25 protein-coding genes are annotated in these 23784 nt (G+C 39.1%); 11 read left to right on the forward strand and 14 right to left on the reverse strand.

The features are described 5' to 3' along the window. Window positions 1-9: 9 nt before the first annotated feature. From rplB to rpsJ, 5 genes are read right to left on the reverse strand one after another with little or no spacing between them, the layout of a single operon-like run. A complete protein-coding gene (gene rplB, locus QT74_RS03075) occupies window positions 10-840 on the reverse strand; it encodes a 50S ribosomal protein L2 (protein ID WP_000985811.1) in 831 nt (276 codons plus the stop codon). Window positions 841-855: 15 nt separating this feature from the next. Further along, the gene (locus QT74_RS03080) at window positions 856-1137 is read right to left on the reverse strand and encodes a 50S ribosomal protein L23 (RefSeq protein WP_000763613.1); all 282 of its coding nucleotides are present in this window, start codon (window positions 1135-1137) and stop codon (window positions 856-858) included. 3 nt (window positions 1138-1140) lie between these two features. Continuing rightward, on the reverse strand, window positions 1141-1788 hold the full coding sequence (rplD, locus tag QT74_RS03085; RefSeq protein WP_033764545.1) for a 50S ribosomal protein L4: 648 nt from the start codon (window positions 1786-1788) through the stop codon (window positions 1141-1143). A 34-nt stretch (window positions 1789-1822) separates the two neighbouring features. Beyond that, the gene (gene rplC, locus QT74_RS03090) at window positions 1823-2398 is read right to left on the reverse strand and encodes a 50S ribosomal protein L3 (RefSeq protein WP_000395313.1); all 576 of its coding nucleotides are present in this window, start codon (window positions 2396-2398) and stop codon (window positions 1823-1825) included. A gap of 36 nt (window positions 2399-2434) precedes the next feature. Continuing rightward, complete coding sequence (gene rpsJ / locus QT74_RS03095) at window positions 2435-2749, reverse strand: 30S ribosomal protein S10 (RefSeq protein ID WP_000411561.1); 315 nt, start codon at window positions 2747-2749, stop codon at window positions 2435-2437. 265 nt (window positions 2750-3014) lie between these two features. On the opposite strand from rpsJ, the gene QT74_RS03100 reads away from it, so the two are divergent. Next, a complete protein-coding gene (locus tag QT74_RS03100) occupies window positions 3015-4046 on the forward strand; it encodes an ATP-binding protein (RefSeq protein ID WP_324286927.1) in 1032 nt (343 codons plus the stop codon). Between the two features lie 300 nt (window positions 4047-4346). Beyond that, window positions 4347-4925: a hypothetical protein gene (locus tag QT74_RS03105; RefSeq protein ID WP_033764548.1), complete on the forward strand. Its 579-nt coding sequence runs from the start codon at window positions 4347-4349 to the stop codon at window positions 4923-4925. On the opposite strand, the gene QT74_RS03110 is transcribed toward QT74_RS03105, so the two are convergent. Genes QT74_RS03110 through fumC form a run of 3 tightly spaced genes read right to left on the reverse strand, consistent with a single transcriptional unit; the run spans window position 4899 to window position 9544 of the window. Then, a complete protein-coding gene (locus QT74_RS03110; protein ID WP_033764551.1) occupies window positions 4899-5513 on the reverse strand; it encodes a ribonuclease HII in 615 nt (204 codons plus the stop codon). The genes QT74_RS03105 and QT74_RS03110 overlap by 27 nt on opposite strands. After that, entirely contained in the window at window positions 5510-8149 is a 2640-nt protein-coding gene (locus QT74_RS03115; protein WP_033764553.1) for a P-loop NTPase, read from the reverse strand. Before QT74_RS03115 ends, QT74_RS03110 begins: the two co-directional genes overlap by 4 nt. Window positions 8150-8152: 3 nt before the next feature. Continuing rightward, on the reverse strand, window positions 8153-9544 hold the full coding sequence (gene fumC, locus QT74_RS03120; protein WP_033764556.1) for a class II fumarate hydratase: 1392 nt from the start codon (window positions 9542-9544) through the stop codon (window positions 8153-8155). A 174-nt stretch (window positions 9545-9718) separates the two neighbouring features. On the opposite strand from fumC, the gene crdA reads away from it, so the two are divergent. From crdA to QT74_RS03140, 4 genes are read left to right on the forward strand one after another with little or no spacing between them, the layout of a single operon-like run. Beyond that, entirely contained in the window at window positions 9719-10096 is a 378-nt protein-coding gene (gene crdA, locus QT74_RS03125; RefSeq protein ID WP_000731620.1) for a copper resistance determinant CrdA, read from the forward strand. 4 nt (window positions 10097-10100) lie between these two features. Then, entirely contained in the window at window positions 10101-11339 is a 1239-nt protein-coding gene (crdB, locus tag QT74_RS03130) for a copper resistance outer membrane protein CrdB (protein ID WP_033764558.1), read from the forward strand. Then, window positions 11336-12361 (forward strand): efflux RND transporter periplasmic adaptor subunit, encoded by a 1026-nt coding sequence (locus QT74_RS03135; RefSeq protein ID WP_033764561.1) that lies wholly within the window; start codon window positions 11336-11338, stop codon window positions 12359-12361. The genes crdB and QT74_RS03135 overlap by 4 nt, the downstream gene beginning before the upstream one ends. Then, window positions 12362-15469, forward strand: a complete 3108-nt coding sequence (locus QT74_RS03140; protein ID WP_033764562.1) for an efflux RND transporter permease subunit — start codon at window positions 12362-12364, stop codon at window positions 15467-15469. On the opposite strand, the gene QT74_RS03145 is transcribed toward QT74_RS03140, so the two are convergent. From QT74_RS03145 to dnaJ, 3 genes are read right to left on the reverse strand one after another with little or no spacing between them, the layout of a single operon-like run. Further along, window positions 15450-15806, reverse strand: a complete 357-nt coding sequence (locus QT74_RS03145) for a branched-chain amino acid transporter permease (protein ID WP_033764564.1) — start codon at window positions 15804-15806, stop codon at window positions 15450-15452. The genes QT74_RS03140 and QT74_RS03145 overlap by 20 nt on opposite strands. Next, complete coding sequence (gene azlC, locus QT74_RS03150) at window positions 15800-16486, reverse strand: azaleucine resistance protein AzlC (protein WP_033764566.1); 687 nt, start codon at window positions 16484-16486, stop codon at window positions 15800-15802. The genes QT74_RS03145 and azlC overlap by 7 nt, the downstream gene beginning before the upstream one ends. Window positions 16487-16496: 10 nt before the next feature. Further along, window positions 16497-17606, reverse strand: a complete 1110-nt coding sequence (gene dnaJ, locus QT74_RS03155; RefSeq protein ID WP_033764568.1) for a molecular chaperone DnaJ — start codon at window positions 17604-17606, stop codon at window positions 16497-16499. 124 nt (window positions 17607-17730) lie between these two features. Between dnaJ and QT74_RS03160 the strand changes: the two genes are divergently transcribed. Next, entirely contained in the window at window positions 17731-18861 is a 1131-nt protein-coding gene (locus QT74_RS03160) for a hypothetical protein (protein ID WP_033764570.1), read from the forward strand. A 41-nt stretch (window positions 18862-18902) separates the two neighbouring features. On the opposite strand, the gene mnmA is transcribed toward QT74_RS03160, so the two are convergent. After that, complete coding sequence (mnmA, locus tag QT74_RS03165; protein WP_033764572.1) at window positions 18903-19931, reverse strand: tRNA 2-thiouridine(34) synthase MnmA; 1029 nt, start codon at window positions 19929-19931, stop codon at window positions 18903-18905. A gap of 140 nt (window positions 19932-20071) precedes the next feature. Here mnmA and QT74_RS03170 point away from each other — a divergent pair, with 140 nt between their 5' ends. Next, a complete protein-coding gene (locus tag QT74_RS03170) occupies window positions 20072-20833 on the forward strand; it encodes a J domain-containing protein (RefSeq protein ID WP_033764575.1) in 762 nt (253 codons plus the stop codon). Here QT74_RS03170 and nadD read toward each other — a convergent pair. Then, a complete protein-coding gene (nadD, locus tag QT74_RS03175; protein WP_033764577.1) occupies window positions 20830-21345 on the reverse strand; it encodes a nicotinate (nicotinamide) nucleotide adenylyltransferase in 516 nt (171 codons plus the stop codon). The two genes, QT74_RS03170 and nadD, sit on opposite strands and share 4 nt — an antisense overlap. Beyond that, a complete protein-coding gene (gene nikR / locus QT74_RS03180) occupies window positions 21338-21784 on the reverse strand; it encodes a nickel-responsive transcriptional regulator NikR (protein WP_000380787.1) in 447 nt (148 codons plus the stop codon). Before nikR ends, nadD begins: the two co-directional genes overlap by 8 nt. A gap of 335 nt (window positions 21785-22119) precedes the next feature. On the opposite strand from nikR, the gene exbB reads away from it, so the two are divergent. From exbB to QT74_RS03195, 3 genes are read left to right on the forward strand one after another with little or no spacing between them, the layout of a single operon-like run. Next, entirely contained in the window at window positions 22120-22557 is a 438-nt protein-coding gene (gene exbB / locus QT74_RS03185; RefSeq protein ID WP_000508569.1) for a TonB-system energizer ExbB, read from the forward strand. After that, a complete protein-coding gene (exbD, locus tag QT74_RS03190) occupies window positions 22554-22943 on the forward strand; it encodes a TonB system transport protein ExbD (protein WP_000836375.1) in 390 nt (129 codons plus the stop codon). The genes exbB and exbD overlap by 4 nt, the downstream gene beginning before the upstream one ends. Beyond that, window positions 22909-23745, forward strand: coding sequence for an energy transducer TonB family protein (locus QT74_RS03195; RefSeq protein ID WP_033764580.1), 837 nt, complete (start codon window positions 22909-22911; stop codon window positions 23743-23745). Before exbD ends, QT74_RS03195 begins: the two co-directional genes overlap by 35 nt. Window positions 23746-23784: the final 39 nt, after the last annotated feature.

Consider the following 23784-nt stretch of genomic DNA (forward strand, 5'->3'; position numbering starts at 1 on the left):
CTTTAACCTTTATTTATGTTTCTTTCTGGAAATGATGAGCTTGTCGCTAGCTTTTTTCTTTCTAGTTTTATAGCCCTTAGCTGGAGTGCCCCAAGGCGATACAGGATGACCGCTTGTCCCTGTTTTACCCTCACCCCCACCATGCGGGTGATCCACTGGGTTCATCGCACTACCACGAGTTTGTGGGCGAATGCCTCTGTGGCGGTTACGCCCTGCCTTACCGATAGAGACATTGATAAAATCCTCATTCCCTACCACGCCAACACTCGCCATGCATTCGCTTAAAATGTAGCGCATTTCAGAGCTTGGCATCCTAAGAATGGTGTATTTATTTTCCCTACCCATGATTTGAGCGCTCATCCCAGCGCTTCTGGCTAATTGCCCGCCAGCCCCCGGATGCATTTCAATGTTATGCACCACCGTTCCTATAGGGATATTTTTTAACTTCATCGCAAAGCCCACTTTAATATCCAAACCGCCTTCAGCAGCGATAACGCTATCGCCCACTTTCAAACCGCTTGGTTGTAAAATATAGCGTTTGTCCCCATCAGGATAGACTACAAGAGCGATGCGCGCGTTTCTGTAAGGATCATACTCAATCGCAGCCACTTTCCCTTCAATATTGTATTTGTTGCGTTTGAAATCAATAATGCGATAGAGTTTTTTAGCCCCTCTCTCTTTGTGGCGGCTGGTGATGCGCCCGTTATTGTTTCTCCCTGCTGTTGCTTTAAGCTTAGTGAGCAAGCCTTTGACACTGCTTTTTGCGGTAATGTCTTTAGAGTCCAACACCGACATGAAGCGCCTGCTTGGGGTGTAGGGCTTATAAGTTTTAATCGCCATAACGCTTTCTCCTTTCTACGCGCCAAGGGCGGCAATGCTAGCGCCCTCTGGAACTTTCACATAAAATTTCTTAAACGACTTTCTTTGTCCAAGCTTCCCTCTAAAGCGTTTCACCTTACCTTCTTGTTTCAAAGAATTGATTTTCAAAGGCTCAAAGCCAAAGTAAGTTTTAAACACTTCTTTGAGCTGGTTTTTAGTTACATTTTGAGCCGTTTGGACCACTAAAACACCTTTTTCTTGCAATCCTAATGACTTTTCAGTGTAAAGAATTGACTTTATATCCATGATGTCTGCCATTTTTTACTCCTCTGTCTTATCTTGCACCACATGCTGAAACGCTGCTTCTTCCATCACCACAGAGCTAAACGCCGCCAAAAGATAAGCGTTTAACTCGCTCACATCAACAATAAGGCATTTTTTAAGGTTACTAAAGGCTAACTCGGTGTATTCGTCCATGTTCATGCACACAAACAAAGTGTCTCGTTGCTCTAAAGCCTGGAACATTTGGTTGGCTTCTTTAGTCAAATGCTTTCTTTTGTTGTCTTCAACCACGCCCTTTATAGCGATTTTTTCCACCACAAAAAGCTTGTTCGCTTGCGCTTTTTCTTCTAAAGCGTATTCTAAAGCCAAGCGTTTTTGTTTTTTATTGATTTTAAGGTTGTAGTTGCGCTTATTCGTAGCCCCATGAGAGACACCCCCACCCACAAACACAGGCGAAGTGATGCTCCCTGCTCTAGCTCTTCCGCCCCCTTTTTGCGCCCAAGGCTTCCTACCGCCCCCGCTCACTTCAGAACGGTTTTTACTTTTAGCGGTATTAGCGCGCGCAGAAGATAAATAATGTTTCACATAAAGATAGAGGTTATGGCTGTTGATACCCTCATATCTTTTAGGTAACTCCACGCTACCCTTTTCTTTCAAATGGCTGTCTAAAACGATGGCCTTACTCATATCAAACCCTTTATATTATATTCAATGTATGGTTTTATACCGCTCTAATGCGTCCATAAGCCCCAGAAAAGCCGGCCACTGAACCCTTTAGCACTAACACCATACTTTCTTTATCAAAAGAGAGCACCTCGTTTTGGCAAGTAACTAGCTCATTGCCATAATGCCCTGCCATTTTCCTACCCTTTTGCACTCTTCCTGGCCATTCTCGGTTACCAATAGAACCAGGGCGGCGATGGAAACGGCTCCCATGAGCGGCAGGCCCACCTTGGAAATTCCAACGCTTCATCACCCCCGCAAAGCCTCTTCCCTTAGTTTTAAAGCTCGCTTTAACCCTTTTAAGCGTTTCTAAAGCACTCAAATCCAAATCGCCCAACTCTTTTTGCTGGGAAGCTTTTAAGGTAGCGAAATGGTTAAACTCTTTACTGAGTTGGTATTTCTTTTGCTGGCCTTCAATCGCCTTATTGTGTTTTTTATGCATCGCATAGGCTACTAAAGCTTTCCCGTTTTCTAATTGGCACACTTTCGCTTGCAAGACTTTAAGCAAGGTTACAGGCGTGCTGTTAGCGTCAATGGTGCGGCTCATGCCTATCTTTTGAACTAAAAATTCCATATCTAACCCTTATTTTATGATCTCAATGCGTTAGGACTACTTCGTTTCCATAGAAGTTACTTCTACATCCACTTCAGGCGCTAAATCCAACTTCATCAAGCTATCCACGGTTTCTGGGGTGGCCGAGATAATATCAATCAATCGGCTATAAACCCTAATCTCAAACTGCTCTCTTGAATCCTTATTGACATGCGGGGATCGTAAAACGGTGTAACGCTTATTCTTAGTCGGTAAAGGGATAGGCCCTCTAATTTCAGAACCTGAGCGCTTTACGGCTTCCACGATAGCCACAACAGAGCGATCCAACACTCTATGGTCATAAGCTTTGAGCTTCAACCTGATTTTTTCCATAAACTCTCCTAAAAGAACTCGTTTCATCCGTTACTAAAAACAGAATAAAACAATAAAATAAAAACTGAAATACTACTCAAAATGCGCCATTTAGTCAATAACTTTTGCTATTTTTAGGGCTTTTTAGAGATTTTTACTTCCTTTTTATAAGGAAATAGAAAAAACGCGCTACGATTATCTCAATCCAATCTCATTTGAAAGGAAGTTCATGCCCCTTTCTTGCTTGCACCCTTTTGGGCCTTTTGAAACCCCTAAAGAGCCGGCTTTGAACAACCCGCTTTTAAAGGCGCATTCAAGCGATAAAATCTGTCTTTTAGGGCCGATGAAATCCGGTAAAACCACTTTCGCCCTCAAACTAGCAAAGGTTTTTAAAAACCCTGTGTACATCAATTACAATGACATGCGTTTGAACCAAAACATTCTAAGCTCATGGCTTTTAAAATGGCATTTGGAAAAGAAAATGGATTTGCTCATTTTAGATCGTATTGATCGCTTGGATTTCAGCCTGCCAAAGCTTTCTAAAATCGTTCTTATCCCTAATTATTTAAGCCCCATAACAGCGCCCGATTTTAGCTTATGCTATGCGTTAGGATTGAGTTTTAAAGAATACACTCGCTTTTTCAAGCCCAACACCCCTAAAAACACCCTGTTTAACCGCTTTTTAAGAGACGGCAACGCTTTAGACTCGCTTTTTATAGAAAACGAGCAAGAAAAAATCCTAAAAAAACAAGAAAATATTCAATTAGCCTTTCAAGCTTACGCCTCTTTAATGGCTAAAATCTGCTCGTATCAATCTAAGTTTGTGAGCGCTTTTTATCTTTATACGCAATTCAAAAAAGAGCTGAAAACCTCTAAAGACACCCTTTATAAATTGTTACACGCGCTAGAAAAACAACGCATCCTTTTTTTAGCCCCTAATTTTGAAAATAATAAAACTAAATTGTATCTGTGCGATTTTGCCTTGCCTTATAGCCTGACTCCTAGCCCCTCGCTTTTAAGCGTTTTTGAAAACATGGTTTTTTTAGAGCTTTACAAGCAATTCCCAAACTACGAGCTTTACTCCCATGATAACGGGATTTTTATCTTGCGCGAAAACGCCACCAACAAGCTCGCCCTCATCGCCCACGCTTTCCCCACGCCCCATTTTTTAGAAAAACAGCTTTTATGGTGCCACAAACATGGGTTTTTAAAAATTGCAGTCGTTTCTATCAACGCCCCTATTTTGGCAACCAATACCCCCTACAAACACCTTAATTTCATTGATTTTTCTTTGGATATTCAATCTATTTTGGTATAATAGTTATTATGTATTTATGTATTTATGTATTTATGTATTTATGTATTTATGTATTTATGTATTTATGTATTTATGTATTTATGTATTTATGTATTTATGTATTTATGTATTTATGTATTTATGTATTTATGTATTTATGTATTAAAATTATTACGCATTTTTTTATATTATTAACATGTATTTTATTTTTTTTTAAGCTAACTCGCTATAAGCTATCCCAGTATTTCGCTTTTTTGAGAAATGCTACCTACCCTAAAAGCGTAGGGTGTTTTTAATATTTTTTATAGAAAGGAAGCTATAATGAACGCATTGAAAAATTTAAGTTTCTGCGCCTTGTTATCCCTAGGCCTCTTCGCTCAAACAGCGCATGCTAAGCATTTAAAGGGCACGATTAACTATCCTGATTGGCTTGAAATCAATCTTTTTGACGAAAAGAACCCGCCCAATCAATATGTCGGATCGGCTTATATTTCTGGTAAAAGGAACGATTTTTACGCCAATTACATCCCCTATGATGACAAATTGCCCCCTGAAAAGAACGCTGAAGAAATCGCTCTTTTAAGAGCCAGAATGAACGCTTACAGCACTTTAGAAAGCGTTTTAATCACTAAAATGCGCCATCGCATTGTTAAAGCGCTTCAAGTTAAAAATAATGTTATCAGCCATTTATTCGGGCTTGTTGATTTTTTAACGTCTAAATCCATTTTGGCTAAAAGGTTCGTGGATACCACCAACCATCGTGTGTATGTCATGGTGCAATTCCCTTTCATTCAGCCTGAAGACTTAATCGCTTACTTTAAAAAGAAACGCATCGACCTTTCTTTAACGAGCGCTAGTAATCTCAGCGCCCTTTTAAATAAGGCGTTGTTCCACCTCTAAGAGTTTGGGATTTAAGATGCGGTTTTTAAGCGTGAAGCTATGCCGATGAAAAGGCGTAGCCCCTAGCTTAATGATCGCTTCTATATGTTGTTTAGTCCCATACCCGCAATTCTTATCCCAGCCGTATTCCTTAAACAAAGCGTGCAATTTTAGCATTTCTCTGTCCTTAAAGGCTTTCGCTAAAACAGACGCCATAGCGATTTGAGCGATTGTTTCATCGCCCTTGATGATGGTTTGTATATTAGGGTAGCGTTTATTCAAGCCAAACGCCGTGTTGCCATCTATTTTTATTTCATTAGCTAAAGAGCAACCATTTTCTATAATTTCTTGAATAGCGAGCTTCAAACACACCCCCAAGCCCAAGCTATCAATTTCATTCGCGCTTTTTTTAACCACGCAAAACCCCACCTCACCATGCGTTTTGATTTTATCTTCTAAGAAAAAGCGCTTTTTGGGACTGAGCTTCTTGCTGTCTTTTAAACCCATTTTTAGAAATTCTAAGGCCGTTTTTTCATTACACACCACCCCAGCCACAAAAAGCGACCCAGCCAAACACCCCCTACCCGCTTCATCAATGCCTAGAGTCATTTGCTTGATAAATTTTTTGAGAGATTAGGTTTTTCAAGATTAGGCAAATACTTTTCAAACACCTTCTCGCACCCCCTAATAATTTTTTGTTTATACCATGAACCTTGCCTACAAAAACTACAAAACTTTTCATGATGATCCGCCAAAACTTTCTGAATAACTTCTTGCTTATCTTTTTCAAAATGCAAGAAATGTTCTTCTAAAAAATTCCAAAAACTTTCAATAATGCTGTATTTATATTCATCTTCTTTTCTACGCTCTCCTAGTAACTCAACAGCTTGTTTGAAAAACCTAAACGCATCCTCTTTGTCTTCAGCATTAGTTCCTTGATAGATGTATAAGCGAGCTTGCTGATTATCAATATAATCCACATTATAGAGCCTATTTTTTTGCTTCGCCTTACCATATGCTTGATTCAAATAGTCTTGTGCCTCTTTAAACTTGCCTATTGGCATATGGCACATTGCATATTGCAACCAAAACTGAGGATCCTCCGCAAGACTTGAAATCTCTCTTTTAGCATCATCATAATAGCTACGCAAAAATCTAAATTTCTTATCTTTATCGCTATCTTTTTCTTTACCAAATACACGACTCATAGTGCGATAATTCAATAATTTAAGATAGACTCTATGTTCTTGATTGAATTGGTAATTTTTCTTTGTATTCCTTGCTCTTTTTAATATCTCAAAAGCATACCTTGTGATCTCATCATACGAGAACATGCGGTGCAAAACAAACAAGGCTAGAATACTAGAACCAAAATCGCCATCATTCCATAAATTTAAAGCCCTAAATTGTTTGATGTATTGCGACTTAAATTTTCCTAATCCATCATCTCCTAATAAATGTGCCAAAAGTGCGATATCTCCACTAGTAATGTTCGCTACACGCAAGAAGCAAACAACAAACAATACCTTTTTTATTTGTTTCTCTTTTAAAATATCTTCCAAATTTTCATTTAGCTTGTTGTGAATATGTTGAGAATTAAAAATATCCAATAAAATAAGCATCATTTCAGCATTGCAATTTCTTTGAAGATACCCTTTTTGTCTTCTAAAAGATTCTCCACTCAAATCTCTCGACCACAAACCAAGATAACTAATAATCTGTGCAAAAACACCTAGATCCCAATCGCTTATCTGTCCTATTTCTATTAGGGAATCTCCTTGAATAACCTTGTAGTCCTCATCGCCATGCCAATCAACAGCTCTTGTTGCCAATATCAATTTGACACAACGAGTTTCTTTAACCTTCTTGGCGATATATCGAGAAATCTCTGGCTGATTCAGATAAGAATCTATAAAAATATAAGCCTTCTCATCTCTATCTTTGAGTTGTCTTAGTAGGGTATCTATTTCTTCTTTTTGAGAGATAAAATCCCCATGCCTAACAAAATATACTGAGTTGCCACTTTCAACAAGCACTATTGCTAATTGTCTTAAAAATATCGTTTTCCCACTCCCTAATTCGCCAAACACCCCTAAAATCCCTACGCTATCTCGTGCTAATTCGCATTGAGCTTCATCAATTTCTTCTTTTCTAGGAATTAGTTTAGGAACATAATCTGACTGAATAGGATTTTTCAAGATATTTTTATCCTTTACCCTTTCTGTTATCTTATCTCCTAGAGTGAATCCCTTACCTAAAAAACTTTTTCTAATCTGATGCCCATTTTTTAAATACCCCAAAACTTCATTTTGTAACCATCCATCTTTAAACTTACCTTGCTCAAAAAATAATTTTAGGTCATTGTCTCTAATATTGACATCCAATGAATTAGAAATGATTATTTTTTCCAAATAGTTAAAACCTAAATTAGTATCCTGTGGCCAACATTCTAGAATTTTGTTTGCAAAAGATTCCACACCAATCCTAAGCAATTTCCCATACCTTTCAAATTTTTTATCACCTATAGGATCTTCATTGTATTTTTTAGAATCTGCAACCACAAAAATAACTTCCCCTCGCATATTTCCCATTTCCATAAATAAGATTCTCTCAATAGGCATATCTGCTAGAGAATACCCCATAAACACCACCAAAGCAGAATATTGCAGATCTTTTCTAAACTTATTTTCCCACTCCGAAGAATTTGCAAAAACATCACCATTAACATAAGAAGAATGACTCAATTTGAAGGAGTTATCTAAATGTTTTGGTTCTAATCTATCCACACAGCCATTAATATGCAAACAAAAATTTCTAGATTCACTTGGCAACATACTTTCAAGCGTTAAAATATCAATATTTTTACTAACTTGCTTGCCAGCACAATAAATCAAGTCATCGTAATTTGTCGTGTAAATGCTCTTCCATGGCCATCCTACAACAACTTTTTGTTCATCTTTTGGTTGCTTAACTGCAAAAATATCCTTTAGTTTTTCAACAATTTCTTGACGAGATTTCTCAAGTAGGCAATGTTCAGCCACATCTTTCAGATCTTTTGTCTCATAATACTTCCTTTCAAATCCACAAAATTCACCTAATTTATCTCTTAGCTGATTACCCAAGGGCAATTCACCATCAAACCCTGTAGCGCCAGCTGAAAAGCCAGCCCCAAAAAACACTACAGCACCCCCACTCGCAATTTCTCTTGCCCACTTTTTATAATCTTGATCCTTGACCTTAGCCATGTTTTAAGCCTTAGGCCCGATCATCTTTTCAGGCACCACGAATTTGTCAAAATCTTCAGCGCTCAAGAGCTTCAATTCCACCGCGCTTTCTTTTAAAGAAATGCCTTTTTTGTGGGCGTTTTTAGCGATTTTAGCGGCGTTTTCATAGCCTACATGCGGGTTAAGGGCGGTTACTAGCATTAAAGAATGGTGCAAGTAATAATCAATTTTTTCTTTGTTAGGCTCAATACCGATCGCGCAATGGGTATTAAAACTTTCCATGCTGTCGCTTAAGAGCCTTAAACTTTGCAAGAAATTATAAATAATCACCGGCTTGAACACATTCAATTCAAAATTACCCTGACTGGCCGCAATGCCAATAGCGATGTCATTCCCCATCACTTGCACGGCCACCATTGTCATCGCTTCGCATTGCGTGGGATTGACTTTACCGGGCATAATAGAGCTGCCCGGCTCGTTTTCAGGGATATTAAGCTCGCCCAGACCACAGCGCGGCCCGCTCGCAAGCCATCTAATATCGTTAGCGATTTTCATTAAATTCGCCGCTAAAGCCTTAAAAGCCCCATGCGCATAAGCGATAGCGTCATGGCTAGTGAGTGCATGGAATTTATTGGGCGCAGAAATGAATTTCACGCCACTAAACTGGCTCAATTCTTCAGCCACTTTTTCGCTCAATTCTTTATGAGCGTTTAGCCCTGTGCCTACGGCAGTCCCGCCTATGGCTAATTCTCTTAAATGCTCCAAACTCTCTAAAATTTGTTGTTTAGAATGCTCTAACATGCTCGCATACCCGCTAAATTCTTGCCCCAAAGTTAAAGGCGTAGCGTCTTGTAAATGCGTGCGCCCGATTTTGACAATCTCTTTAAATTGTTGGCTTTTGTCTTTAAAGGTTTTTAACAAATTCTCCAAACTAGGGAGCAGTTTGCGCGTGATTTCTAGCACGCTCACAATGTGCATTGCGGTAGGGAAAGTGTCGTTGGAGCTTTGAGACATGTTCACATCATCGTTAGGGTGGATGAGTTTTTTCTCTCTAAAATTACCCCCTAAAATTTCGGTAGCCTTATTGGCAATGACTTCATTGAGGTTCATGTTCGTTTGAGTCCCGCTCCCTGTTTGCCATATCGCTAGGGGAAATTCGCCGCACAACTCGCCTTTTAAAATGCAATCGCACGCTTTGATAATGGCTTGGGATTTTTCCAGACTTAATTTCCCCAACTTGTGGTTAACTACCGCCAGACTCCTTTTGAGTTTGGCAAACGCGCCAATGAGTTCTTTAGGCATTTTTTCAGTGCCGATTTTAAAGTTTTCAAGACTGCGTTGCGTTTGAGCCCCCCAGTATTGGCTATCATCTACTTTGATTTCGCCCATCGTGTCATGTTCGATTCTAAAATGCATACTAATCCTTTGAAATTTGATTTTAAAACCTTAAAAAAATAGCATAAACTTTTATACCTTCTACTTAAAACCCCCATTTTTTTAAAAACCATTTCCACAATTTTTACACAAAAGAGGGTTATCATTCGTCCGCAACAAGAATTTTCTTGTTATCTTAATGTAAAGGTCAAAACGATGAAAAAGTTAGCCGCTTTATTTTTAGTAAGCGTGTTGGGGGTTATGAGTTTAAACGCATGGGAGCAAACCCTAAAAGCCAATGACTTGGAAGTGAAAATCAAATCCGTGGGTAACCCCATTAAAGGCGATAACACTTTCATACTCAGCCCCACTTTAAAAGGTAAGGCTTTAGAAAAAGCTATCGTTAGGGTGCAGTTTATGATGCCTGAAATGCCCGGCATGCCAGCGATGAAAGAAATGGCGCAAGTGAGTGAAAAAAACGGCCTTTATGAAGCGAAAACCAATCTTTCTATGAACGGGACATGGCAGGTTAGGGTGGATATTAAATCTAAAGAGGGCCAGGTTTATCGCGCTAAAACAAGCTTGGATTTATAAGCGCATGCTATCTTTTATAAGCGCGTTTTATAAGGGGGGCGTTTCAATACGCCTTTTAACAGCCTTGTTACTGCTTTTTAGTTTGGGTTTGGCTAAAGATTTAGAGATCCAATCTTTTGTGGCTAGATACCTTTCTAAAAATCAAAAAATACAAGCCTTACAAGAGCAAATTGACGCTTTAAATTCTCAAGAAAAAGTCGTTAGCAAGTGGGATAACCCTATTTTGTATTTAGGCTATAACAACGCTAACGTGAGCGACTTTTTCAGGCTAGATAGCACCTTAATGCAAAACATGAGCTTGGGTTTGTCTCAAAAAGTGGATTTAAATGGTAAAAAACTCACGCAATCTCAAATGATTAACTTAGAAAAACAAAAAAAGATATTAGAGCTTAAAAAAACCAAGCAACAATTGGTGATTAATTTAATGATAAATGGCATTGAAAACTATAAAAACCAACAAGAAATAGAGCTTTTAAACACAGCGATTAAAAATTTAGAAAACACCCTCTATCAAGCCAACCATTCCAGTTCGCCCAATTTAATAGCAATCGCTAAATTAGAAATTTTAAAATCGCAATTAGAAATCAAAAAAAACAATTTAGAAGAAGCGCTCTCTAGCAGTCATTATTCCATGGGTGAATTGACTTTTAAAGAAAACGAGATTTTAAGCATTGCCCCTAAAAATTTTGAATTTAATAAAGAGCAAGAGTTATATAACATTAGCGCCACTAATTACGATATTGCGATCGCCAGGCTTGATGAAGAAAAAGCACAAAAAGATATTACTTTGGCTAAAAAAAGCTTTTTAGAAGACGTGAATGTTACCGGGGTGTATTATTTCCGCTCCAAACAATACTATAACTACGACATGTTTAGCGTCGCCTTGTCCATCCCCTTACCCCTTTATGGCAAGCAAGCCAAATTAGTGGAGCAAAAGAAAAAAGAAAGCTTGGTGTTTAAAAGCGAAGTGGAAAACACCAAAAACAAAACCCACCACCTGGCCCTAAAACTCCTTAAAAAATTAGAAACCTTGCAAAAAAACCTGGAAGCGATCAATAAAATCATCAAACAGAATGAAAAAATCGCGCAAATTTATGCACTTGATTTGAAATCTAATGGCGATTACAACGCTTATTACAACGCTTTTAATGACAAAATCACCATTCAAATCACCCAGCTTGAAACCTTGAGCGCTCTAAATAGCGCTTATTTGTCTTTACAAAACCTTAAAGGATTAGAATGAAACGGCTTTTATTGTTAGCCCTGACCCTATTTTTTAGCCTCTTATTGGCTAACGCTCAAGAAATTAAAGAAACTCAAGAGACTAAAAAAACTAAAGAAGCTAAAAGCCAAACTCATTTCAATATTTCCACCACTAAGGTTATAGAAAAAGAATTCGCCCAGAGCCGGCGCTATTACGCGATTTTAGAGCCCAATGAAGCGCTGATTTTTTCTCAAACCCTGCGTTTTGATGGCTATGTGGAAAAGCTTTATGCGAATAAAACCTATACCCCCATTAAAAAGGGCGATAAACTATTGAGCGTGTATTCCCCTGAATTAGTGAGCGTTCAAAGCGAGTTGTTATCATCATTGAAATTCAACCAACAAGTGGGAGCGATTAAAGAAAAATTAAAACTATTAGGGTTAGAAAACTTTAGCATTGAAAAAATCATTAGCAGCCATAAAGTCCAAAATGCAATCACTATTTACTCTCGTTTCAGTGGCGTTATCTTTAAAAAAAGCCCGGATCTCAATGAGGGGAGCTTTTTTAAAAAAGGGCAAGAGCTGTTTCAAATCATAGATTTAAGCCAATTGTGGGCGCTTGTTAAAGTCAATCAAGAGGATTTAGAGTTTTTAAAAAACACGCATCAAGCGATTTTGTTCGTAGAAGGGATTAAAGGCAAACAAGAAATCACGCTTGAAAACATCAACCCCATCATAAATGCGCAAGATAAAATGCTAGAAGCGCGCTTCAATGTGCCTAATGTTAAACAGCTTTATTACCCTAACATGTTCGCTCAAGTAGAAATCTTTCACAAACCCCAAAAAATGAAGATCCTGCCTAAAGAAGCGGTTTTGATTAAAGGGGGAAAAGCTATCGTGTTTAAAAAAGACGATTTTGGCTTAAGCCCATTAGAAATTAAAGCCGTCCGCTTGAGCGATGGGAATTATGAAATTTTAGAGGGTTTAAAAGCGGGCGAAGAAGTTGCTAATAACGCTTTATTCGTGCTAGACGCTGACGCTCAAAACAATGGGGATTATTGAATGATAGAAAAAATCATTGATTTAAGCGTTAAAAACAAACTCCTTACCACTTTAGTCACTCTGCTCATTTTTTTAGCCTCTTTGTGGGCGATAAAAAGCGTTCGTTTAGACGCTTTGCCGGATTTAAGCCCCGCTCAAGTGGTCGTGCAAATCACTTACCCCAATCAAAGCCCTAAAATCGTGCAAGAGCAGGTTACTTACCCATTAGTTTCCACTTTCATGAGCATCGCTAACATTGACACGGTTAGGGGGATTTCTAGCTATGAAAGCGGCTTGATTTACATCATTTTTAAAGACGGCGTCAATCTGTATTGGGCTAGGGATAGGGTTTTAGAGCAATTGAACCGAGTGAGTAACCTCCCCAAGGACGCTAAAGTGGAAATAGGGAGCGATTCCACTTCTATTGGTTGGGCGTATCAATACGCTCTATCCAGCGATAGCAAGAATTTAAGCGATTTGAAAGTCTTGCAAGATTTCTATTACCGCTATGCGCTTTTGGGGGTTGATGGGGTGAGTGAGGTTGCAAGCGTGGGGGGTTTTGTGAAAGATTATGAAGTAACGCTTCAAAACGATTCTTTGATCCGTTATAACTTGAGTTTAGAGCAAGTCGCTAACGCGATTAAAAATTCCAATAACGATACCGGTGGGGGGGTTATTTTAGAAAACGGGTTTGAAAAAATCATAAGATCGCATGGCTATATCCAATCTTTGAAGGATTTAGAAGAAATTGTGGTTAAAAAAGAAGGGGCTATCCCTTTAAAAATCAAAGATATAGCCAGCGTTAGGCTAGTTCCAAAACCACGCAGAGGAGCGGCCAATCTCAATGGCGATAAGGAAGTGGTGGGGGGGATTGTCATGGTGCGCTATCACGCTGATACCTATAAGGTGCTTAAAGCCATTAAAGAAAAAATCGCCACCTTACAAGCGAGTAACCCTGATGTGAAAATCACCAGCGTGTATGACAGGAGCGAATTGATTGAAAAAGGCATTGACAATTTGATCCACACGCTCATAGAAGAAAGCGTCATTGTGCTAGTCATTATTGCGATTTTCTTACTGCATTTCAGGAGCGCTTTAGTGGTGATTATCACTCTGCCTTTAAGCGTGTGTATTAGCTTCTTGCTCATGCGTTATTTCAATATTGAAGCGAGCATCATGAGTTTAGGGGGTATTGCGATCGCTATAGGGGCGATGGTGGATGCGGCTATTGTGATGGTAGAAAACGCTCATAAGCATTTGCAACACATTGATACAAAAGACAACGCTCAAAGGGTTAATGGCATCATAGAAGGGGTTAAGCATGTGGGGGGTGCGATATTTTTTGCTTTAATGATCATCGTGGTTTCTTTCTTGCCAATTTTTGCGCTCACCGGCCAAGAAGAAAAGCTTTTTGCCCCTTTAGCTTACACCAAAACCTTTGCCATGCTAGTAGGAGCGCTGCTTTCTATCACCATGGTCCCTATTTTAATGGTATGGCTCATTAAAGGGCGGATTTTAGAAGAGTCTAAAAACCCCATTAACGCTTTTTTCATGAAAATTTATGGCGTGAGCTTGAATGTTGTGCTTAAGTTCAGATACGCTTTTTTAATAGCGAGCGTCTTAGGTTTAGGGGGTTTGTATGTAGCGTATAAAAAACTCAACTGGGAATTTATCCCCCAAATCAATGAAGGGGTAATCATGTATATGCCAGTAACGCTTAATGGCGTGGGCATTGATACCGCTTTAGAATATTTGAAAAAAAGTAATGCCGCTATCAAGCGATTGGATTTTGTCAAACAGGTTTTTGGCAAGGTGGGGCGCGCTAACACTAGCACCGATGCCGCCGGTTTAGGAATGATAGAAACCTACATTGAATTAAAGCCAAAAAACGAATGGAAAGAAAAGCTCAGCTATAAAGAAGTTAGGGATAAATTAGAAAAAACCTTACAATTAAAAGGCTTGACTAATTCATGGACTTACCCCATTCGTGGGAGGACGGACATGCTCTTAACCGGCATTAGAACGCCCCTAGGCATCAAGCTCTATGGTAATGACACGGACAAATTACAAGAATTAGCGATCCTTATGGAACAACAGCTCAAAACCCTAAAAGAGAGTTTATCCGTTTTTGCAGAGCGATCTAATAATGGCTACTATATCACGCTGGATTTGAACGATGAAAATCTGGCTCGTTATGACATCAATAAAAACGCCGTGTTAGATGCGATTAAATTCGCTCTGGGCGGAGCCACGCTCACTACCATGATTAAAGGCGTAGAAAGCTACCCTATTTCTTTACGCTTAGAAGACACCGAAAGAAACACCATTGAAAAATTAAAAAACCTCTATGTCAAAACCGCTTACAATTACATGCCCTTAAGGGAGTTAGCCCATGTGTATTACGACAACTCGCCGGCGGTGCTAAAGAGCGAAAAGGGCTTGAACGTGAATTTTATCTATATTGTTCCGCAAGCTAATATCAGCTCTGATGCTTACAGACAACTAGCAATAAAAGCGCTAGAAAAAATCCAATTGCCTAACGGGTATTATTATGAATTTAGCGGCGAAAGCCAGTATTTAGAAGAAGCGTTTAAAACCTTACAATACATCGTGCCGGTGAGCGTTTTTATCATTTTTATTTTAATTGTCTTTGCTTTAAAGAATCTCACTAATTCCTTATTATGCTTTTTCACTCTGCCTTTTGCGTTTTTGGGGGGGTTGATTTTTATGAATCTCATGGGATTTAACATGAGCGTGGCGGCGTTAGTGGGCTTTTTAGCCCTTTTAGGGGTAGCGAGCGAAACGGCTATTGTGATGATTATTTATTTAGAGGATGCGTTTCAAAAATTCATCAAAACCCCTTTAAAAGAGCAGACGACTACCGCCTTAAAAGAAGCTATCATGCATGGGGCGGTGCTTAGGGTAAGGCCCAAGCTGATGACCTTTTTTAGCATTTTAGCTTCACTCATTCCAATCATGTATAGCCATGGCACAGGAAGTGAAATCATGAAATCCATTGCCGCACCCATGCTAGGGGGCATGATGAGTAGCGTTGTTTTAACGCTTTTTATTATCCCTACGGCGTATTTTGTGATTAAAAACGCTAGGGTTAAAAAACATGAATATTAAAAAAAGCCTTTTCTAATACATGGCTTTGGACTAAAACCATATAAAGAATGGTAGGGAGCGTGATGCTTAAAACAAACACCTTAAAAATGCGGTGCAAAAGAATAACGGATAAAAAAGCGGTGATTTCATTGATCCCATAAGGGGGTTTTAAAATGTGAATGTCTTTAAAACAATAGATCACGAGCATGCCTATCACTGAGCATGATAAAGCCCTACCCAAATAACGCACAAAGTCGTTAGGTGGGTTTTTAGCGTTAAACACCATAAAAGGCCAAATGCGCGTGAAATAAGTCGTTATTATAATGACTAAAAGAATGAGTATAGAATGCATTAACATTCTAACTGCTTTCTAAACAAAATGAGGGCGAGCACCATCAAAACTAAAGCGATGAGCAAAAAGTATTCAGTCCCAAAGAGCGCCAAACAAACGACCGCAATAACGATCCCAAGCCATGCGTTTTTGTGGTTTGTGTTCCGTTTGTATTGCTCCATGAATAGCACGATAAAAATCGCTGTCATCACAAATTCCATGCCTTGAGTGTCAAAAGAAAAATGCGATCCGGCCAACGAACCCACTAACGAGCCAAAAATCCAATAAGAATGGTTGAGTAAGGAAATACTAAACATGAAATCTTTTTCACTAACCCCCTCTTTAGGAGCGTATAAATTCAATAGTGCAAAGGTTTCATCCGTGAGCGCATGCGCTAAATAGGGCAAACGCCATTGGGTGTTTTTAAATCGATCTAGCATAGAAAGCGCATAACAAGTCTGTCTCGCATTCACTAACAAGCTCACAATAACGACATTCATCAAGCTCGCTTGCGCGCTTAAAAGCGTGATCGCTACAAATTGCACCGCCCCAGCGTAGATGAATAACGACATGAACAAAGCGACTTTATAATCATACCCTTGCTGGACTAAAAGCATTCCAAAAGTCATTCCCATAAGCAAATACCCTAAAAAGATAGAAATGGTATGAGGGAAAGCGTCTTTGAAGGCTTTTAGAAAATCATGCATCAACAACCCTCTATTTAAACCAGTCTTTAATTTTAGAAATACAGGTTTCTAAAACGCTTTTATGCGGTTCGCCCTCATAGCCAAAACTCGCATGCAATTTTTCCAATAACCCTTGCTGCTCTTTATTCAAGCTTTTAGGGTAAATCACTTGCAACACCACGATCAAACTCCCTCTATAAGAGCTTTCAGGGTGCTTCACGCCCTCGTTTCTAAACGCAAAAGTTTGCCTGTCTTTGGCGTTTCTAGGGATTTTTAATTCCAATTCGCCTCCTCTTAAAGACGGCACTTTAATCGTATGCCCCAAAGCGATAGTGGTGAAAAACACCGGCGCTTCAATGAACAAATCACAGCCTTCGCGCTTGAAATGCTCATCTTCTTTGACTCGCGCTTCTAAATACAAATCCCCTCTTTTCCCCTTCTCGTATTCATTGCCCTTATTTTTAAGCACCATGCGGTTTTGATCGTCAATGCCCTCAGGGATTATCGCATCAATTTCTTCATCTTTAAGAATGTAGGTTTTACCCTTGCACGCTTGGCATGGGGTTTTAATGATCTTGCCCTTGCCTTGACACGCCCCACAAGTTTGCGCAAAACTCATAAAACCTTGACGCATAAACACCTGCCCCTGCCCATTACACTGCTTGCAAGTCTCTAGGGCTTTATCTTTAGCGCCCGTGCCATCGCAACTCTCACAGACGCTCTGGTATTGGGCTTTAATGGTTTTTTTACAGCCAAAAACCGCTTCTTTGAAACTCAATTCAATGGTTTGCAAATAATCCGGCGCGATAGAGCTTTTTTGCCTTTTACTCCCCCTAGCGCCAAACCCAAAAGCGTCCTCAAAAAACGAGCCTAAATCTTCAAAAAAATCAGAAAAATCGCTCTGGCTTGAGCCGGCTTGGTTTAAGCCTTTTTTACCATATCTGTCGTATAAGGCCCGCTTCTTTTCATCGCTTAGCACCCCATAGGCTTCATTGATGAGCTTGAACTTTTCTTCGGCTTCTTTATCGCCAGCGTTTCGGTCTGGGTGGTATTTTAAGGCTAGCTTCCTGTAAGACTTTTTAATGGTCTCTTGGTTGCTGTGTTTTTCCACTTCTAAAATTTCATAATAACTCAATTCCACGATCGCTCCAAAAATGGCATCAAAACGCTTATTTTATCTTAAAAGCGATAATTTTGCGTGTTTTAGCGCATGCCAAAACTTAGATAAAATAACACGATGAAACTATAGTAATAAAGATAACCCCATGAGATTTTTTTGCTTTTTCTTATTTTTTCTAACCTTTTCAAACGCGCAGATAATGATGACTTTTGATTCTCAAACAAACGCCAAACTCTCGCGCTCTAACGAACAGCTTTCTGACATGCTTTACAAACTCAATGAAAGTTTAAGAATCTATCAAAGCGTGCTTTCCAATAACCAAGATCAACTCAAAGAAATCAAAAAAGCTAACAGCACCCTAAATAGCCAGAGGCGTTTTTTTAACGCCAGCCAGATCCGCCTTATGGACACGGATGCACTATTGAAGCAAAGCGCTTTGGAATTAGAAAAATTACAAGCTTTAGAAAAACGCTTAAAAGAGAGCATGGAACAAGAACGCTTAATCAAAGAATCCCAAACGCTTTTCTTGCAAGAACATTGCCCTTATTTGAGCGGCGTTAAGAATTTAGAAGAGGCTTCAAACGCTTTAGAAGTCCAAGAGCAAAACAACGCCCTTTTCTTACTCAAAGAGCCTAAACTCGCCCATTTGCTCTCGCAATTGGATCTGATGAGCGCTTTAAACGCCTTGTGCGATCAAGTTTTAGAAAACCAAGCCCATAACCAACAATCCCATAACAAAACCCTAGAATACAACGCTCTCATAAACCATGATTTTCAAGCCTATAAAGCCATGCGTTTGAAAAAATTTAAAAACAAGCTTCAAAACCAAATCCAAGCCAAAGAAGACGCCCTAAAAACCTTTTTACCCCTAGAAAAACGCCTAGAAACTTTAAAAACGCATTTTTTATGCGATAAAGAAAACCTCAAATCATGCACTAAAGAATTGCACCAACGCTACCAAAACGCCCTTATAGAGCGGGACAAGGAATTAAAAGACGCTAAAAACAACAAAGAAAAGCATGCTTTAATCTTAGCCAATTACGAGCATACTTTAAAAACCTTGAATATAGAATTTTTAAGCGAATTAAATAAGCAAATGGCGTTTTTGAATGAAACCATGGCGTTAAACGCCCGAGTTTTAGCCCTTTTAGCCAAACAACAGACTAAAAAGCCCTCCAATTTGAGCGGTGATTTGAGCAATGGAAAAACTCTTATTAAAAATATCCGCTTAGATCCGCATGGATTCCCTAGCTTTAAAAATTTTAAGCGAGAATGAGTTTAAAAAAGCGATCAACTAGGCTATAAACGCAAAAAGCCTTAAACGATCACGCCCCCGCCAAGCAAAATATCATCTTTATAAACGACCAAGGCTTGCCCTTTAGCCACGCCGTAAAAAGGCTCTTTAAACTCCACTTCAATCATTCCATCTTTTAAGCTCACATGCGCTTTAGCAGGCACGCTCCTGTAACGAGCCTTGATAAAATATTCGCCATCCTTAAAATCTTTCATTAAAGATTTGTTTTGAGCCTTGAGGAAACGCGTGGCTAAATCTTCTTTTTTGCCCACAATCAACTCGTTCTTTTTAGCGTCAATCCCCACCACAAAATGCGGCTCTAACGCGCCTTTAATACTAAAGCCTTTGCGTTTGCCAATCGTGTATTGCATATAGCCCTTATGCGTGCCAATAATTTCGCCTTGTAGGTTTTTCACCACGCCCTCTTTTTCCACTTCAACATGCTTTTTTAAAGTGTCAATGTAGCTTTTTTCCACAAAGCAGATTTCTTGAGATTCCTTATAAGTCTCTAAAGTGCCTAAAAAAGGCATCGCATTCAAGGCTAAAGGCTTAATATCCTTTTTTAACAAATCCCCTAAAGGGAACACCAATTTAGCGATAACTTCATGCTCTAAAGCGTATAAAAAATAGCTCTGATCTTTAGTTTTATCCAAAGCCTCTTGAATATAACTTACCTTGTCAATTTCTTTGACCCTCGCATAATGCCCGGTAGCGATCTTTTCACACCCTAATTTTAAAGCGTGATCTAAAGCTAGCCCAAATTTCATTAAAGGGTTGCACAACGCGCATGGGTTAGGGGTTTGCCCTTCTTCATAAGCGCTGATAAATTCATCATAAACCGCGCTTTTAAAATCCTTTTGAAAATCCAACACCTCTAAAGGAATGCCTAAAAACTCGCACGCTTTTTGAGCGTTTTTGATGTATAAATCATGCTTTTTTTCACTCGCATGGAGTTTCAAATAAATCCCCACTAATTCATGCCCTTGCTCTTTTAAGCTATAAGCGCTATAAGAGCTATCCACCCCCCCACTGAGTAATACCGCTATTTTCATTTTTGTATCTTTCATTATGAGTTATGGCTCGTAGTCTAGCGCAAAAACCATTCATAACCACCTTTTTTTAACCATTGGCATGCTAAAATACCTAAAGATTTTTAAAAATCGCATCAAAACGCATGGAGAAAATAAGGGCAATGGCCAAAATTGAATTGTTAGCCAGATTCACGCAAATCGCGCTCCCTAACAGCCACCCTTTGTTGAAAAAAGTTTTAAACTACGCTAAAAAGCATTTCAGCCAGTGCCACATGCTCTCTTCATCGTTACTCATCTTAAACGACACGGAATGTTTTAAAAAAAACTACTTGCTCAATTGGGTCTATCATGCCCTTGAATGCGTGCATGAGAAAGATATTAGCATGCATTCTTTAGAAGAGATTTTACAAAAAAGCCACTTGCCCATACGCATCAAAATCATCAATCAAAACACGCTTTTAGAAAAGATAGAGGTGAAAGTTTTAACCTTTGGGGCAGAATACGCGCTTTTTATCACCAAGCACCCTATCGCTAAGCGCTTTTTACGCCAAAAATTCAGCGGCTGTGTGTTTTTAGAAACCCAAGATGAATTGCATATAAGAGGCGATTCAGAGCGTTTTTGGGAACTCATTATAACGCTCAATGAAAATAGAATCGTCCATAACGCATGCTTAGATTTCATCTATCCTAATGGCTTTGGCAAGGACAGCTACACCACTATGGCTGAACGCAAATTAAAAGAATGCTATAAAACGCTAGGGTTTATCAAACATGAAAATTTCAGCGAAGTCAAAAAGCGCTATTTAGAATTAGCTAAAACCTACCACCCTGATTTATGCGATCTTAAAGAAAAAAAGGCTCTTTACGCCAAACGCTTCGCTATCATTCAAGAAGCCTATAGCCACATTAAAAAACACGCTTAAACCCCTAAACTGGCCCTAATCGCGCTAGAAGAAATCGGCGCGTCAATGCCCTTTAAAGGGAAATAACGCCCCTTAAATTGGATCTCTTCATAGCCAATCCTTTCAAAAACCACTAATTCCACCCTTTTTAAAAGCTCTTTAGCATTAGTCCAAGAAGAAAGATGCCTTAAACAATCCGCTCCTATGACTAAATAAAGCGTTTTAGGGCGATAGAGTTTTTGAAAAAAAATCACGCTTTCTATCGTAGGCACAGCCCTTTCTTGTTTGATTTCAAAATCGCTCAACAGCACCCTATCTATTCCCTTTAAAGCTCTTTCTAATTCCTTAAAACGGGTTTTTGCGTCCAAAAAACATGGCTTTTTGAAAGGGTTTTGATAAGCGGGCAAGACAATGAGCTTAGCGGATGGCAATAATTCTAAAGTTTGATCAATAATGGCTAAATGAGCCTTGTGCAAAGGGTCAAAACTCCCTCCATAGAGCGCTAATTCTTTGTAATTTAAGACGCTATTCATTGTATTCAAAGCTAGACGCCTTAGTCAATTTAGCGAATTTAACCCCCCTAAGCCCTCCGATTTCTAATTGCAAGCGTTGGATTTCAAACGAATTGCCTTGTAAAATAATCGTCTCCAAACAATTATGCTCGTCCATGTGAATGTGCGTGGTGCATAAAACATGCGTCCCGCTGGCATGCTGAATGTCTATCATGCGCTGGTTTAATTCCCTTTGGTGGTGATCATAAATCACCACAAGCACGGCGATTTTACTCTCATCATTAGGGTTGTCTTCTGCCCAATTGTCTTCTACTAATTTTTCTCTGATCATGTCGCGCACTAATTCTGAGCGAGAAGAATAGCCGTTTTTAATGATGCGGTTGTCTAATTCGTCCAATAAATTTTGTTGTAAAGAAACCGAAAAGCGGATGATTGAATCGTCTTTATTGGGTGTATCCATTGAGAAAAATCCTTTTTTTTGCATGAGTTTGTTAAAAGCCGCTCATGCTAGTATGATTGAATTGATTTAAAATTAACAATTATAATACAAATATAATACAAACTGGATTTAAATGGTTGGCCATAAGAGCGTTTGGATTTGATTGTGATTATTGGCTTAATCATTATTGACTTGTTATTATTAAAACAATATAATCAACAAACTAATATTCTTTTATCATTTTTAAAGCATTTATGCGAACGAATGCTTCTTAAAGGGTGCATGCTCTTAGAATGGCTGTGTTGCATGTTGCTTTAATCTTAAGGGAATTGTTTTATCATAGACAAGGAGTTTTTATGGGCGGTTTTTCAGTGGGAATGTTGAAAGATTATGTGGACATATTTGTTTTTGCGGTGCTTGGCGTGGCCAGTTTTTTAGCCTTGTGGTTTGTGATTGAAAGGGTTATTTTTTATTCTAAAGTCGATTTGAAAGCTTATGATGATATAGATGCCCTGAATTTGGATTTAACCAAGAATCTAACCATTCTCTATGTGATTTTTTCTAACGCGCCTTATGTGGGCTTATTAGGGACGGTTTTAGGGATTATGGTGATTTTCTATGACATGGGCGTGAGCGGCGGGATGGACGCTAAAACGATCATGGTAGGTTTGTCTTTGGCTTTAAAAGCGACCGCTCTAGGGCTTGCTGTAGCGATTCCCACTTTGATCGCTTATAATAGCTTGTTGAGAAAATCCGATGTTTTGAGTGAAAAATTTAGGATCATGAAAAAATGAAAAGCATCAGAAGAGGCGATGGGCTGAATGTTGTCCCTTTCATTGATATTATGCTCGTTTTGCTAGCGATTGTGTTAAGCGTTTCTACTTTTATCGCACAAGGTAAGATTAAAGTCAGTCTCCCTAACGCTAAAAATGCGGAAAAATCCCAGCCAAACGATCAAAAAGTGGTGGTCATCTCCGTAGATGAGCATGACAATATTTTCGTAGATGACAAACCGACGAATTTAGAAGCTTTGAGCGCTGTAGTCAAACAAACAGACCCTAAAACCCTTATAGACTTAAAAAGCGACAAAAGCTCTCGTTTTGAAACTTTTATCAGCATTATGGATATTTTAAAAGAGCATAATCATGAAAATTTCTCCATCTCCACAGAAGCTCAGTAAAGTTTCAACGAGTGTTAGCTTTTTAATCTCTTTTGCCCTATACGCTATAGGGTTTGGCTATTTTTTACTGCGCGAAGACGCCCCAGAGCCTTTAGCGCAAGCTGGCACCACTAAGGTTACCATGAGTTTAGCCAGCATTAACACCAATTCTAAAGTGAAGACGAATGCCGAATCCGCTAAACCCAAAGAAGAGCCTAAAGAAGAACCCAAGAAAGAAGAGCCAAAAAAAGAAGTAGCGAAGCCAAAACCCAAACCAAAGCCTAAACCCAAGCCAAAACCCAAACCAAAGCCTGAACCCAAACCCAAACCTGAACCAAAACCCGAGCCTAAAGTTGAAGAACCTAAGAAAGAAGAGCCTAAAGAAGAACCCAAAAAAGAAGAAGCTAAGGAAGAAGCTAAAGAAAAAAGCGCTCCTAAACAAGTAACGACTAAAGACATCGTCAAAGAAAAAGACAAACAAGAAGAGTCTAACAAGACTTCTGATGGGGCCACTTCTGAAGCGCAAGCTTATAACCCAGGGGTGAGTAACGAATTTTTAATGAAGATCCAAACCGCCATTTCTTCTAAAAACCGCTACCCCAAAATGGCGCAGATTAGAGGCATTGAGGGCGAAGTGTTGGTGAGTTTTGTCATCAATCCTGACGGGAGCGTTACAGACATTAAGGTTGTCAAAAGCAACACGACGGATATTTTAAACCATGCGGCTTTAGAAGCTATTAAAAGCGCGGCGTATTTATTCCCTAAACCAGACGAAACCGTGCATCTAAAAATCCCTATCGCTTATAGCTTGAAAGAAGACTGATTAGTCTTTCTTTTAAGGGCGGTTTTTAAGCCTTAAAAG

Origin of the sequence: Helicobacter pylori SA213A (assembly GCF_000476275.1) — a bacterium.
GTDB classification, from domain to species: domain Bacteria; phylum Campylobacterota; class Campylobacteria; order Campylobacterales; family Helicobacteraceae; genus Helicobacter; species Helicobacter pylori_CL.

Bases quoted from the DNA above. Each gene is read 5' to 3' on its own strand.
- rplB (WP_000985811.1), bottom strand. From the start codon at position 840: ATGGCGATTAAAACTTATAAGCCCTACACCCCAAGCAGGCGCTTCATG.
- QT74_RS03080 (WP_000763613.1), bottom strand. From the start codon at position 1,137: ATGGCAGACATCATGGATATAAAGTCAATTCTTTACACTGAAAAGTCA.
- rplD (WP_033764545.1), bottom strand. From the start codon at position 1,788: ATGAGTAAGGCCATCGTTTTAGACAGCCATTTGAAAGAAAAGGGTAGC.
- rplC (WP_000395313.1), bottom strand. From the start codon at position 2,398: ATGGAATTTTTAGTTCAAAAGATAGGCATGAGCCGCACCATTGACGCT.
- rpsJ (WP_000411561.1), bottom strand. From the start codon at position 2,749: ATGGAAAAAATCAGGTTGAAGCTCAAAGCTTATGACCATAGAGTGTTG.
- QT74_RS03105 (WP_033764548.1), top strand. From the start codon at position 4,347: ATGAACGCATTGAAAAATTTAAGTTTCTGCGCCTTGTTATCCCTAGGC.
- QT74_RS03110 (WP_033764551.1), bottom strand. From the start codon at position 5,513: ATGACTCTAGGCATTGATGAAGCGGGTAGGGGGTGTTTGGCTGGGTCG.
- QT74_RS03115 (WP_033764553.1), bottom strand. From the start codon at position 8,149: ATGGCTAAGGTCAAGGATCAAGATTATAAAAAGTGGGCAAGAGAAATT.
- fumC (WP_033764556.1), bottom strand. From the start codon at position 9,544: ATGCATTTTAGAATCGAACATGACACGATGGGCGAAATCAAAGTAGAT.
- crdA (WP_000731620.1), top strand. From the start codon at position 9,719: ATGAAAAAGTTAGCCGCTTTATTTTTAGTAAGCGTGTTGGGGGTTATG.
- crdB (WP_033764558.1), top strand. From the start codon at position 10,101: ATGCTATCTTTTATAAGCGCGTTTTATAAGGGGGGCGTTTCAATACGC.
- QT74_RS03135 (WP_033764561.1), top strand. From the start codon at position 11,336: ATGAAACGGCTTTTATTGTTAGCCCTGACCCTATTTTTTAGCCTCTTA.
- QT74_RS03140 (WP_033764562.1), top strand. From the start codon at position 12,362: ATGATAGAAAAAATCATTGATTTAAGCGTTAAAAACAAACTCCTTACC.
- QT74_RS03145 (WP_033764564.1), bottom strand. From the start codon at position 15,806: ATGTTAATGCATTCTATACTCATTCTTTTAGTCATTATAATAACGACT.
- azlC (WP_033764566.1), bottom strand. From the start codon at position 16,486: ATGCATGATTTTCTAAAAGCCTTCAAAGACGCTTTCCCTCATACCATT.
- QT74_RS03160 (WP_033764570.1), top strand. From the start codon at position 17,731: ATGAGATTTTTTTGCTTTTTCTTATTTTTTCTAACCTTTTCAAACGCG.
- mnmA (WP_033764572.1), bottom strand. From the start codon at position 19,931: ATGAAAATAGCGGTATTACTCAGTGGGGGGGTGGATAGCTCTTATAGC.
- QT74_RS03170 (WP_033764575.1), top strand. From the start codon at position 20,072: ATGGCCAAAATTGAATTGTTAGCCAGATTCACGCAAATCGCGCTCCCT.
- nadD (WP_033764577.1), bottom strand. From the start codon at position 21,345: ATGAATAGCGTCTTAAATTACAAAGAATTAGCGCTCTATGGAGGGAGT.
- nikR (WP_000380787.1), bottom strand. From the start codon at position 21,784: ATGGATACACCCAATAAAGACGATTCAATCATCCGCTTTTCGGTTTCT.
- exbB (WP_000508569.1), top strand. From the start codon at position 22,120: ATGGGCGGTTTTTCAGTGGGAATGTTGAAAGATTATGTGGACATATTT.
- exbD (WP_000836375.1), top strand. From the start codon at position 22,554: ATGAAAAGCATCAGAAGAGGCGATGGGCTGAATGTTGTCCCTTTCATT.
- QT74_RS03195 (WP_033764580.1), top strand. From the start codon at position 22,909: ATGAAAATTTCTCCATCTCCACAGAAGCTCAGTAAAGTTTCAACGAGT.